The sequence below is a fragment of the Clostridium sp. MCC328 genome (assembly GCF_018785465.1).
GTDB lineage: Bacteria > Bacillota > Clostridia > Lachnospirales > Lachnospiraceae > Pilosibacter > Pilosibacter fragilis.
The window spans coordinates 1-13481 of sequence record NZ_WQPW01000093.1; the positions used below are offsets into that span (position 1 = coordinate 1).

The following is a 13481-nucleotide window of genomic DNA, read 5'->3' on the forward strand; positions in this document are numbered from 1 at the left end:
AAAGCAATATTCAGCTAAAATACAGTAACTATGTGGCTTTCAGCCACTTTCACGGCTGATCCGTGAATAATCTAGGTTTAGTAAGAAATTTCAACGAAGGAGGAAATTTTCATGAGTACGACATTAATATGGGCATTTGTATGTCTGATCATTTTTGTGGCGGTACTGGCACACCCGAAACTTCCGAACTGGATGACATTTATCTGCATGGCTCCCGTTGTTTTATTGGCAAAAGTTATGGAGGCAAAAGATATTTATGCGGTGCTTAACAGCTCCAGTCTGCATCTGATGATCATTATCTGTATGTTTTCCGGTATGATCGCAGCAACCGGTCTGGACATCATCATCGGGGATTTCGTGGATCACATGACAAGCTCCCAGACAGGGAAAAAGAAAGAAATGATGATCTTTGCGATCGTGTATCTGGTATCAGGACTGATCTCTACAGTCCTTCAGAACAGTTATGTAGCATTGGCATTCCTTCCGGTTCTCAAGAGTATTGCAAGAAAGAACCGGATCAGCCTTTCCAAACTGGTTTTATTTGTTATTTTTGCAACGACACTTGGCGGCGCGATCACATTGATCGGCACTCCGACGAACGTGTATGCAAACACCGCATTAGAGGAAGCGGGTCTCCAGCTGTTCGGCATGCTTGATTTTGCATGGGTTGGCATTCCGATCTTTATCGTCGGCGGAATTTATATGATCGTAATGAACCGCTGGTGTGCATCTTATGATGATTTTGGCGAAGAGACAGAAGAAAAAGCTCTTACAAGCGGACAGAGAAGAAAACAGATGGTCGTTGGCATCACATTCCTTGTATTTGTAGCAGCACTTGTATTAAAATCCCTGAAGGTGATCTCGATCGATCCGAACTTTATCGGATATGCAATGATCGCAGTTGCAGTTCTGACAACGGTTGTAACACCAAAAGAGGCACTGGAATCTCTGGATTCACAGATGATCCTGTTCTGTGCAGGCATCAACTTAATGATCGCAGTTATGAACCAGAGTGGGCTTGGACAGGTATTTGGCGATATGATCATCAACATTATCGGCGAATCCAAAAACCTGTATCTGATCACCGCAGTTTTATGTATCGGCGCTTCCATTGCGACCTCTTTCATGAATAACATGGCATGCGCAGGAATGCTGGCTCCGGTAGGTATCTCCATTGCAAATGCATTAGGAGCAAACCCACAGGCGATCGTTCTTGCGATTGCAATCGGAGCCGGCTGCTCTTACCTGACACCGATCGCATCAGGAACAAATCAGACCATGATGATCTTTACAAAATTGAAATTCCAGGATTTTGCAAAATTTGGCTGGCCGCTGCTGATCATCTCCTGGATCTTATGTATCGCGATCCTTCCGCAGGTATTCCCATTCTTCTAACAGAGATGGATCGTTAAAAAGGAGAGAGTGACTATGAAAACAGAACTGAGATATTCGTGGCCGTCAGCAGAAGGAGTGAATCCGGAATATATTGTTAATTTTCTGAATGCCTGTGAAAAAGCAGATTCCGAGATCCATGGGATCATGATCGCGAGACATGGAAACGTGATATTTGAAGCTTATAATGCTCCGTATGCAGCAGAGATTCCGCATATCATGCATTCCTTCACGAAGACACTGACCAACACGGCGGTTGCTCTGGCTTATGATGATGGTCTTCTGGATCTGGATAATCCGATCCTGAAGTATTTTCCGGAATATGAGCCGGAAGCAAATGAGTATTTAAAAAAATGTACGATCCGCAATATGATCACCATGCGGAACGGACAGGAGCGCTCCGTCGGCGGCAACGAATGGAGACCTTTAAAGACAAGCTGGAAAGATGCGTATTTTAAAATACCGTTTGATAAGGAGCCTGGGAAAACATTCATGTATTCCAGCGGAAACAGTTACATTTTGTCCTATATCGTGCAAAAACTTACCGGAAAGACATGCCGGGAACTTGTTCAGGAGAGAGTCGGAAAGGAGATCGGTCTGACAGACTTTCCATGGATGCTCAGCCCGGAAGGTGTCTGCTCGGGGGGAAACGGAGTTTCACTCACAACAGGGGACATGCTCCGAATCGGACTGCTTTACCTGAATAAAGGAAAGTGGAACGGAAAACAGCTGATTTCGGAGGAATGGATCGATCATGCGCTCGGATATACAGATCCGTTGGATCCGGTGGATGGACTTCAGTATAACTTCCACTGGGATCATGCCGGAGACATCTGGGCAGCCCGGGGAATGTTCGGGCAGACATGCGGACTTGTTCCGGCTTTAGATATGGTATTTGCCGTCACAGCTGCAGACAGCGGGTATCAGGCGATGAAATTGTTCCAGAAAGAGGTGATCGATCCGGTAAAAGAAAATGATGGAAGGCTGATCACAGACGGGACTATGGATGACGTCCTGAAGCAGAAAGCTCTGCGGATGACATTGGAAGGAAAAAACTGTTCTGTACCGGGACATAAGGAGATCCTGAGAAAAATGACATGGACTCCTGAGAATCATGTGGATGGAATCAGAAAAATAGAACTGTGTCCGGCAGAAGGCAAGAATCTGATTTATCGGATGGAGGATGACAGAGGAGTTCATGAGATCCATGCCGGACTGGACCACTGGATCCATGGCACGACGACGATGACGGGAGCTTATCTTCATCATCAGTATGAACAGCCTGTCTCAAAAATCGCAGCGATCGCTTACTGGACAGCTCCGGATGTCCTGATGATGGAATGGAGATATCCGGAAATGGCATTCTGGGATCATGTGACGCTCACATGGGATCATGGAGATGTAAGAATGGATCGGTGGGTGAACATGAATTCGCAGGACTTAAAGAGACCGACCGTTTGTATGAAAGAACAGTAAAAATATAAAGAAAATCCCCCTTTTAGCTGTCGTGACAGGAAAGGGGGATTCCTATATACTGTTGCACCATGAGTGCAGGGAGGTATTGGAATGTACGATGTGATCGCTCTTGGTGAGCTTCTGATCGATTTTGCGGCGAAGGAGACGGATGCGGACGGATATCCGACGATGAAGGCGAATCCGGGCGGAGCGCCGGGAAATTTCCTTGCAGCGTTAAATAAATACGGAATGAAGACGGCATTTCTCGGGAAAGTCGGAGATGATGCCTTTGGAAAGCTCCTCTTAAAGACATTTGAAAAAGCCGGAATTGAGACAAAGGGGATATTGACAGATCCGTCCGTGTTTACGACACTGGCATTTGTGACTTTTTCGCCGGAAGGTGACCGTTCCTTCAGCTTCGCAAGAAAACCGGGAGCGGATACGAGACTGAGCTTTGAGGAGATCGATCTTACCATGATCGATGAGGCATCGGTGTTTCACTTCGGAACCCTGAGTCTTACCGATGATCCGGTCCGCACGGCGACGAAAAAGTGTGTGGAATATGCGAAAGAGCATGGAAAGCTCATCACTTTTGATCCAAACTTAAGACTTCCGCTCTGGGAGACAACGGACGCGGCGAAAGAGCAGATCTTATGGGGACTTGCACATGCCGATGTTGTGAAGATCAGTGACGAGGAAGTGGAGTTCCTCTGGGGGATCACGGATGAGAAAGAGGCGGCGAAGAAGCTCCTCGATGAGTTCGGGATCCGCCTCGCGATGATCACGATGGGACCGAAGGGGGCGTATCTGGCGAACCAAAACGGCGCTGCATACGCAAAGTGCCCGGAGGTAAAACCGATCGATACGACAGGAGCCGGGGATATCTTCGGAGGAAGCGCGGTGTCCAGACTGTTAAAGGCAGGAAAAGCGCCGGAAGAGTTCAGCACGGAAGAACTTGGATTTATCGGTCAGTTCGCCTGCACAGCGGCAAGCATCTCCACGACACAGTCGGGCGGGATCCCGAGTATTCCGGAGGAAGCGGCGGTTCTGGACCGGATGTAAAGAAAGACAAATTCGGATTTTTATTGAAATTCTGCTGTACACATCTTCGAGATCCCGATATAATTCAAATGTCAGGGCAGCAGGTCCAGACGGGCAGGCTGCAATGACGATATTATGAAGATCGATCGATTATCTGGAGGGTGTTATGACAGACACAAAGGACAAGAAGAGAGAAAAACTTGGAATTCTCTGCTGCACGGCGGGGGCGACGAGCTGGGGACTTTCAGGAACCTGCAGTGAGGCGCTGTTTTCCCAGTACCCGGTAGATACGACATGGGTGACGGCGGTGAGAATGACATCAGCGGGGATCATATTGCTGTTTCTTGCGTTTGCGAAGCACAGTCTGAATTTGAAAGAACTTGGAAAAGACAAAAAAGGGCTTATAGAGATCGTTCTGTTTGCCATTGCGGGTCTGGCGCTCTGCCAGTACGCGTACCTCAGCGCCATCAAATGGACGAATTCCGGAACCGCAACGGTGATCCAGAATCTATCCATCGTATTTATCGCAGTCTATGTCTGCCTGACCACAAGGACAGCACCGGATAAACGGACCGTATTCTGCATTATTCTGGCGCTGTTTGGTGTCTGGCTTCTCGCCACCGGCGGAAAGCCCGGAAACATGGAGCTCACACCGAGAGGACTCTTCTGGGGACTCATGGCCGGAATCGGCGCGGCAAGCTACTCCCTGCTTTCCAGAGCACCGGTAAAACACCGCGGAAGTATCCCGGTGTCCGGAATGGGAATGTTCATCGGCGGGCTCGCCCTGTCCCTGATCGCCCAGAGCTGGAAGATCCCGGCAGGCCTGGACGGACGGGCGATCCTCTATATGGCGGTGATCGTCCTGCTTGGGACTGTCGGTGCGTTTACGCTGTTTCTTCAGGGGATCGCTCTGGTAGGACCCGTAAAAGCGGCACTCCTGTCCTGTCTGGAACCTTTGACCGCGGCAACTTTGTCCGTCGTCTGGCTGCACTCCAGCTTTTCTCCGACGGACCTGATCGGGTTTGCGTGCATTCTGGCAACGGTAGTGCTGATGAGGTAGAGAGAAATTACGGGTCTTTTTCCGACTTTACGTGTATTCCTGTTATCGCGGAAGGTGAGGATCAGGACAGCAGACAGCCGGAATAGTTTACATGTTTTAACCGTATTTCCTACCTTTATTTTGCCAGATTTTTACTTTACAATTCCTATAAAAAAATGGTATACTGCTGTGGGCGGAAAAAGATATCTGCACGCAGCAGTTTCTTTTTTCGCGGAAAATGATAAAAATCAGAAATCTAACGGAGGTGAATTGCATGGATAGTTGCGATAGTACAGGGCGAAGTACGAAATGCGGTGTGAAAAACAGACAGGCGCAGAATGCGGCTATCGGTGCGATGATGTAATCCTCTGATAGCTGGATTCCATATTGAGATGTCTCGAGAACACCGCAAGGGAACGGCCTGTCCATCACAGCGATGTATGGTTGGACCCCGCCAGGAATTATCCTGGGCGGTGTTCTTTTTGTTGCCGAAATTTGGCAATTCGATCAGGAGGCGCGAAGATACGCACAGTCCTGATGATAAAAAGTAACTGGACGGATAAAGGGCAGTTACAACGGAAAAGGAGGCAGAAATGGAAACAGAAGTTTTAAAAGAACAACATTATGTGGAAGAACTGGTCGATATCATCCGCAGCGGACTTCCGAAGGAGGAGCTGATCGACCGGTTATCCGATTATCATGATAACGATATTGCGGATGCCCTCACAAAGCTGACGCCGGATGAGAGGCGGGAACTCTATCCGCTGATCGGTGTGGAGAGGGTTGCGGAGATCTTCGCGTACTTAGATGACGCGGAGCCGTACCTGAAGGAGCTTCCGATCGAGAGCGCCGCAAAGATCGTCTCCGAGATGGACTCCGACGATGCGGTGGATGTCCTGGAAGAGATGGATGCGACGACGAAGCATAAGATCGTCGGCATGCTGGATAAGGAAGCCAGCGAGGATGTAAGACTTCTGTTCTCATACGATGAGGATGAGATCGGTAGCCGCATGACTACCAACTTTATTATGATCCACAATAACCTGACGATCCGCCAGGCAATGCGGGAACTGATCGAGCAGGCAGGAGAGAACGACAATATTTCTACGATCTATGTGATCGATGACGAGGATAAATTTTACGGAGCGATCGATCTGAAGGATCTGATCATCGCAAGAGAGTATACGGACCTTGAGGACCTGATCAGCCACTCGTATCCGTATGTCAAGGATCATGAAAAGGTTGCGGATTGTATCGAGCAGATCAAGGATTACGCTGAGGATTCCATCCCGGTACTGCAGGAAGACGGAACGATCGCCGGTATCATCACATCCCAGGATATCGTTGAGGCCGTGGATGATGAGATGGGCGAAGATTACGCGAAATTAGCCGGTTTGACTGCGGAGGAGGATCTGAACGAGAAGCTGACGGAGAGCGTGAAAAAGAGACTTCCGTGGCTTGTCATTCTGTTATTCCTGGGCATGGTAGTATCTTCCGTTGTGGGCGCTTTTGAGTCTGTCGTTGCCGTGATCCCGATTGTTATGTGTTTCCAGTCCCTGATCCTCGACATGGCAGGAAACGTCGGAACACAGTCTCTGGCTGTTACGATCCGTGTGCTTATGGATGAGGAACTGACTGCAAAGCAGAAGCTTATGCTTGTTGTGAAAGAGATGAAGATCGGCTTCGTGAACGGACTGTTTCTTGGAGTTATGGCGTGGCTTTTCCTCGGAATCTATATCTGCGTGATCAAGGGATATCCGATCCACCATGCGCTGCTTGTCTCCGGCTGTGTCGGAATCGCGCTTGTGACAGCGATGGTGATCTCCAGTATGGTCGGCACACTGATCCCGATGTTCTTTAAGAAGATCAACGTAGACCCGGCGGTTGCGTCCGGCCCGCTGATCACGACGGTGAACGACCTTGTCGCAATTGTGGTTTATTATGGACTGGCGATGTTATTCCTGGTCGATCTGCTGCATGTGACGGGCTGATATCAGATGAAATAAAAATGTGAATAAATATAGAAAAAATGGGCGATCCTAAGGATATCAGGATGGTCCATTTTTTATGCAGCAGGAAATTTCGAGGAATTCTCTGTTACATAAAAAGACACACTCTTTTTTATTCCGGGAATTGCCGATAAATTTATGGTAACGACAACTTTTTTCAATTGAATGTTTTGGCATACGATCCTCTTGAACTGAAAATGATGCTATGATAAAATCATGATGGTTAGAAAAAACTAACCGAAATACTGACTGGCATTTCCTAAACATGTGCTGGTGGTTGATTTCGCAGGTGGACAGATCAATAGATCACGTCGTTTTTCCTGCCTGATCCGGGTGGGAGAGTAATTGGCGTTGATACTCGAAAGGAGCTTATGATGATGAATTATCTGGAAATTGAGAAAGTCATTGGAAGAGAGATCTTAGATTCCCGTGGAAATCCCACGGTTGAGGCAGAAGTATATCTGGCAGACGGAACCATCGGGAGAGGAACCGCGCCGAGTGGTGCATCTACCGGCGAGTTCGAGGCGCTGGAATTAAGAGACGGAGATCAGGCACGTTATGGCGGAAAAGGTGTGACAAAGGCTGTTGAAAATATCAATACAATTATTAATGAGACCCTGACAGGCCTGGACGCGTCCGATATTTATGCAGTTGACCGCGCGATGATCAAGGCTGACGGAACAAAGGACAAGTCAAAACTTGGAGCGAATGCGATCCTTGCGGTATCCATCGCCTGCGCGCGTGCCGCAGCCATCTCCTTGGATATTCCGTTATACAGGTTCCTCGGTGGCATAGGTGGAAACCGTCTTCCGGTTCCGATGATGAACATTATCAACGGCGGCTGCCATGCACTTTCCTCCGGTCTTGATGTTCAGGAATTTATGATCATGCCGGTCGGAGCTCCGTCCTTCAAGGAGTGCTTAAGATGGTGCGCAGAGGTGTTCCATGCACTGGCTGCGATCTTAAAAGAACGTGGACTTGCAACCTCCGTTGGAGATGAGGGTGGCTTTGCTCCGGCATTGAAGTCTGATGAGGAAGCGATCGAGACGATCCTCGAGGCAGTAAAGAAAGCCGGATATGAGCCGGGCCGTGACTTCAGGATCGCTATGGACGCGGCATCCTCCGAGTGGAAGACAGGAAAGGTTGGCGAGTACAAGCTCCCAAAGGCAGGAACTGTCTATACATCCGAGCAGCTGATCGAGCATTGGAAGAAGCTTGTTGAGAAATATCCGATCATTTCCATCGAGGATGCCCTTGATGAGGAAGACTGGGAAGGATGGAAAAAGCTGACCGCAGAGCTTGGAACGAAGGTACAGTTAGTCGGTGATGACCTTTTTGTAACAAACACAGAGAGACTTTCCAAAGGGATCAAGCTCGGCTGCGCAAACTCCATCCTGATCAAGTTAAATCAGATCGGTTCCGTATCTGAGACATTGGAGGCGATCAAGATGGCGCACCGTGCCGGCTACACAGCAATCTCATCCCATCGCTCCGGTGAGACCGCAGATACGACTATTGCAGACCTCGCCGTAGCCCTCAACACCTGCCAGATCAAGACGGGTGCCCCGTCCAGATCCGAGCGTGTCGCGAAGTATAACCAGCTTCTCAGAATCGAGGAAGAACTCGGAGAGAATGGGGTATATCCGGGAATGGATGCGTTTCATGTAAACTAAGACAGATTTATAATATAAAATAGATATTCTCCAACTAAAACTTAAGGTATGATTGCACGAAGAGATCCCCGACGGCTGATGAGGCTATTGGGGGTCTTTTTATAGTGTGAACCCGAAAAGCGCAGCCGATAGAGTGCCTTGTAGGTTTACAGGATTTTAATAATATTTTATGGTCTAGTCCATTGTCTTATTGAAAGGAATATGTTATCTTAGAGCCAGATATAAAGATCAATGTCTTTATTATCTCAGGCAAAGTTTCTATACATCTAAAATTCTAAATTTCTTAGCTGGAAACAGCATCTGATGACTCTTTGCTAAACACCCAATGAAAACAAGCAGGGAGGAATCGGAAAGATCTTCCTGCCGCACACAGGAAAGGAAGATTGAATGAAAGAAAATGGACAGAAACTTGCGTCCTTCAAGGATGCAGGAGTGAATCTGAGTGATTTTGCACTGTTTCTATCGGTGATGAAGTATCCAGAAGCACATGAAAGCGTACTCAGTATTATCATGGATGAACCGGACTTGAAATTGGCGCGGGTCCATGTAGAAGAGGTCGTTCTAAATGCCATAGGAAAAAGGGCAATTCGGCTGGATGCGTGGGCAGAGTCGGAAGACGAGCGCCAATTTGTGACAGAGATGCAGAATGACACCCAGAATGATGATGTTCGCAGGAGATCCAGATTTTATCAGGGCCTACTGGATACACCGATTCTGAAGGCGGGGAAGAAGACGAAATACCGGGAATTACCGTCCACGATCGTCACATTTATTACTCAGGAGGATATTTTCGGACTGGACCGGGCAATGTATACATTTACAGAGCAGTGTGAAGAGATACAGGGACTTCATCTGGGTGATGGAACAAAAAAGATTTTTTTAAATATGTCCAGTAAAAATGGACGGGCAGAACTGGTCAGTCTGCTGCAATATATGAAAAAGAGTGAACTTGACAATCCGGAGATCCTGGTTCGGGATGAGAGAATTATGAATCTGAACCGGATCGTAGAAGAAGTCAAGAAATCGGAAGAGTGGGAGGATGTCAGGATGAGCATTTATTCGGTTGGAGTAGAAGATGGAATAGAACGAGGGGAACATCAGGCAACACTTGAAATGATTTTACGTTTGCTAAAAGAAAAAGGAAGAGTATCCGCGACTCTTGAAAAGAAAATTCGTGATGAGGCGGATAAGGAACACTTGTATTGTCTGGTAAAGTTAGCTGCGAAAGCGGGTTCTGTTAAAGAATTTGAAAAGCTGATGAATGAATAGTCTTACGTTGGGACGTATTTCAAATGAATCATCTTCGTTCGACTGTGATGGTTTTATTATACTATAAATACCCAAAGATAAGAAGCAACTGGTCAGTAAAAAAGCAGATATATCCATACCTGCTTTTTTACTAATATCCAAAGATCATAAAGAACCAAAGAATGGAATGGCAGATCGGTCTTTTATTTATGCGAGGAACGTTTAGACAAGCCGTGACGAGATTCTATGCATTAGAAATCCGCCCACTATCATTGAAAGAACATACAGCAGATTTCCACAGAAGATACCGAGCGCACAGGCAATCTGGTGGAAAACCGGCTGCGAGGATGGGTGGAATGGGGATATGTAGAACATGTCGGCATCAGCGGTGGAACCTGCGGCGATGTTGATCACGCAGGCGATCAGGCAGCAGAGGAGAAAGAACGGGAGAATTTCCAGATAGTCCCGCCGTGTATGTCCGGCACTGCCTGACATGCAGGATAAAAGCCCCAAAAGGAGCAGGATAAAATGCCAGATAAACCCGTGCAGCGTCATCGTCCAGTACGGATGCATGAGCCCCGGCGGAACGGACAGAGCCATGATTCCACCAAGCAGACCGAAGTCCTGGAGAAAAGTTGCGGCGCGGCGGAGTGTCTGTTCGGAGCGCAGGAGCGGTGCTGCCAGGCAGATGTACATGGGGACGCTGCAGAGCTGGAATGGAAAGTACCACCAGTCGAAGTGGCTGTCAAACTCGATGACATATAAAAATGCCTGCTTATAGAGCTCCATGAGCGAGAGGAGCACCCCGCAGGAAAAGAGAATACGGCGAAAATACGGTTCGGGAGCTGATGTGGACCGTATTTTTTTGCTGAAGACCCGGGCAAAAAAGACCGCAAGTCCTGCGCCGAACAGTGTCAGAAGAATATGAAAGGCGGAATAGGGCGCCGGGGGCGTCATCGGCCATGCGGTCACGCGCAGGATGGATTCGAAAAAAGCGTACATAAATAAAGAAACCTTCTTTCAAAGTTAAAATTCGCAGGTAAAGAAAAATATTGTATGCCGGAGTGTATACAAAGTTAAAATACGCTGTAAGATGGAAAGTGCGGTGTTGTGTTTTAAAGCACCTGTACTGAGCTAAATATTAGTGCGGATTTCTGGTTATGTCAAATGGAATACTGTCATGCACAGGACATTGTCAAAACGGTCAGCCGGTCATTATGTATTTTCCTCCGGTCTGCGGGGCAAATACATGGAATGACTGAACACTTACTGGAAATGTCAGATGGGATATGATAAGATAAAAGAAAACTGCGGGGAGTGCGTATGGTGACAGGCAGCGGAGAAAGACGGTTTCATGATCAGATATCATGGCTGATGTTTTTATTCAGTATCTTTGTGATCTGGGTCCACTCTTATAATGTGGATCTGTTTTCCGGCGGGGCGCAGGATGGGATATGGAGTCTTGCGGACCGGATCGAAAATTTCGTGTCGGTGGGACTGGGACAGATCGCCGTTCCGGGCTTTTTCCTGCTGTCCTCCTACCTGTTTTTCCGGAATTTTTCCTGGGACAAGCTTTTAAGAAAATGGAAGAGTCGGGTATTCAGCGTCCTGATCCCTTATGTAGTCTGGAATCTCATCTACTATCTGGGTTATATGGCAGCATCCCGGTTTCTCGCCATACGATCCGTGGTCGGACGTGACATTATTCCATTTTCCGTGCAGGAGATCTGGCGGGCGGTCTCACAGTATGCGTATGCGCCAATCTTCTGGTATCTTTATCAGCTGATTTTCCTGATCATCGTGTCACCGATGATCTATGCACTTGTTAAGAATCGGGCGGTCGGTCTTTTCTGGATCGTGGGACTTGTGTTTGCGGTGCATCTCCACCTGGATATGCGCCATCCGAATACGGACGCCCTGCTTTACTATTCGGTTGCCGCATACTTTGCAGTCCATCGGCGCGGGCTGGTGGAGAGAAGTATGGAGGAAGAAGCAGCCGGGTGGGAGGAAGATCATGGAACGAAAGAAAAGAAAGCTGCTCCAGAGGACAAAGATGGAAATACAGCCAGTGTCATCCCGGACTATGTGAGAAGGCGCTGTTTTGCAGAAGGTCTGGCGGGAGTCGTGATCTCTGTATTTTGTTACCGGAGGACGATGGCACCTGAAGCAGCCGTCCTCTGGACCTGCTTTTACCGTATGGCTGTGCCGATGACGTGCTGGGCCTTTGCCTGCGGAGTGCGTCTTCCGAAGATCCGTCCATGGATGCGCCAAAGCATGTTCCTTTATGCGATCCATTATATCGTTGTACGATTCTTAAACAAAGGAATAGCTGTTGCGGCAAGACAGCTTGCCGGATCTGTATCCGCTGCGGGAATCGCGTTGATTGTTTATTTCCTGCTTCCTGCGATCGCCGTGATGGTTTCTTACATCCTCGCCAAATTCTTTGTCCGCTTCCTGCCGGGAGTGTGGAGAGTGCTGTCGGGAGGGCGAAAGTTGGAAGGATAGGGAATAAGAAATGCAGAAAATCCGTTACTGTCTGCGTACCGCATGAACAGCAGCACGTAAAATTCAAACGTTCTTTTTTGTAAAAAATGCTAATAGTATTTCGATAAGAAATCCACTATACTATCAGTGAAAGAGTTAATCTTTCCTTCGCAGATGAGACGAGTGACGGTTCTGACTCGTCGGTAAAATAAAAAGTGACCGAGCGATGAGACGAGTGACGGTTCCGACTCGTCGGTAAAATAAAAAGTGACCGAGCGAAGAATCTTTGAGGGAGGAGAAATCCTCCCTTTTCTATACCAGTCTATTTTTCTTAGGGGATTCTTACCATGAATATATCAATTGAATTTTGTATAAAGAAATTAAGCAAAAAATTTTATCAGAGGTATCCATCTAAAATGTATGAGGAAATTCTAAGTAAAGAGGATAGACCATATTCATGTCTTCTTGTTAAACAACATGGATACTTGATATGTGTACTGTTTCGGACTGAAATACGTCATAAATATGCGTATCATTTCCAGGCATCAGAAAGATCGGGAAAGCATCATTCAGGGCTGGATTTTACAAAGGTAGTAATTGTCACCAATCAAGAATTTATAAATGAAGGTATCGTTGTTGTTGATCAGGACGAATACAAAGAAATTATATATAATATTGGAAAGATAGTAGATTCTGTGATAAAATTTGTTGATGATTATGTCGAACATATAAAAGGAATAAAAAAGCTTCATGAAAGAGAATTTGAACGTCGATATCATTTTTCATCATTAAAGTACTTTAACAACACTTTGCAAGAATTCTCCCATCCTCTTTAGGTGGTGAGATAAATTGCCTTTTGGGAAAATCATGCAATATCTGGCATCTTAAAACTGCACATATCTGTGCACATAAATGAAAACAAGTATAGAAGAACAAATGTTCTGAAAGGCATAGACAAACAAGCGTTCCTGTGCTATGATATAATCAGTCGAAAGTAAAAGGAAAGGCTGATTTTATGAGAAAATTGGACAGTAATGCACATTCAGTATTTCTACTCTATTATCATTTGATTCTGGTTATAAAATACCGAAAAAAGATACTGACGGATCCTGTTTCTGAGCGTGCACGGGAGATTTTTGA

Annotated in this window: 10 protein-coding genes and 1 pseudogene; 10 read left to right on the forward strand and 1 reads right to left on the reverse strand. The window is 46.9% G+C overall.

Annotation, left to right across the window (positions count from 1 at the left end; all coding sequences use genetic code 11):
* The first annotated feature begins 111 nt into the window (after positions 1-111).
* The 7 genes from GPK83_RS12480 (at position 112) to GPK83_RS12510 (ending at position 9878) form a co-directional block, all read left to right on the forward strand.
* Complete coding sequence (locus GPK83_RS12480) at positions 112-1395, forward strand: SLC13 family permease (RefSeq protein ID WP_015552489.1); 1284 nt, start codon at positions 112-114, stop codon at positions 1393-1395.
* A gap of 33 nt (positions 1396-1428) precedes the next feature.
* A complete protein-coding gene (locus GPK83_RS12485; protein WP_015552490.1) occupies positions 1429-2868 on the forward strand; it encodes a serine hydrolase in 1440 nt (479 codons plus the stop codon).
* A 90-nt stretch (positions 2869-2958) separates the two neighbouring features.
* Positions 2959-3909 (forward strand): carbohydrate kinase, encoded by a 951-nt coding sequence (locus GPK83_RS12490; protein WP_015552491.1) that lies wholly within the window; start codon positions 2959-2961, stop codon positions 3907-3909.
* Between the two features lie 145 nt (positions 3910-4054).
* Positions 4055-4948, forward strand: a complete 894-nt coding sequence (locus tag GPK83_RS12495) for an EamA family transporter (protein ID WP_015552492.1) — start codon at positions 4055-4057, stop codon at positions 4946-4948.
* A gap of 572 nt (positions 4949-5520) precedes the next feature.
* The gene (gene mgtE, locus GPK83_RS12500; RefSeq protein WP_015552494.1) at positions 5521-6918 is read left to right on the forward strand and encodes a magnesium transporter; all 1398 of its coding nucleotides are present in this window, start codon (positions 5521-5523) and stop codon (positions 6916-6918) included.
* Positions 6919-7313: 395 nt separating this feature from the next.
* Positions 7314-8609 (forward strand): phosphopyruvate hydratase, encoded by a 1296-nt coding sequence (gene eno / locus GPK83_RS12505; RefSeq protein ID WP_215704922.1) that lies wholly within the window; start codon positions 7314-7316, stop codon positions 8607-8609.
* Positions 8610-8996: 387 nt separating this feature from the next.
* The gene (locus tag GPK83_RS12510; protein WP_242990618.1) at positions 8997-9878 is read left to right on the forward strand and encodes a hypothetical protein; all 882 of its coding nucleotides are present in this window, start codon (positions 8997-8999) and stop codon (positions 9876-9878) included.
* 201 nt (positions 9879-10079) lie between these two features.
* Here GPK83_RS12510 and GPK83_RS12515 read toward each other — a convergent pair whose 3' ends face one another.
* The gene (locus GPK83_RS12515; protein ID WP_215704923.1) at positions 10080-10859 is read right to left on the reverse strand and encodes a YwaF family protein; all 780 of its coding nucleotides are present in this window, start codon (positions 10857-10859) and stop codon (positions 10080-10082) included.
* Positions 10860-11231: 372 nt separating this feature from the next.
* Between GPK83_RS12515 and GPK83_RS12520 the strand changes: the two genes are divergently transcribed.
* The 3 genes and pseudogenes from GPK83_RS12520 to GPK83_RS16950 all read left to right on the forward strand — a co-directional run.
* The gene (locus GPK83_RS12520; protein WP_215704924.1) at positions 11232-12362 is read left to right on the forward strand and encodes an acyltransferase; all 1131 of its coding nucleotides are present in this window, start codon (positions 11232-11234) and stop codon (positions 12360-12362) included.
* Between the two features lie 326 nt (positions 12363-12688).
* Positions 12689-13177 carry a hypothetical protein gene (locus tag GPK83_RS12525; RefSeq protein WP_215704925.1) on the forward strand — a complete coding sequence of 163 codons (489 nt, stop codon included), beginning with the start codon at positions 12689-12691 and terminating at the stop codon, positions 13175-13177.
* A gap of 179 nt (positions 13178-13356) precedes the next feature.
* A pseudogene (locus GPK83_RS16950) lies at positions 13357-13481 on the forward strand (transposase); the annotation flags it as partial.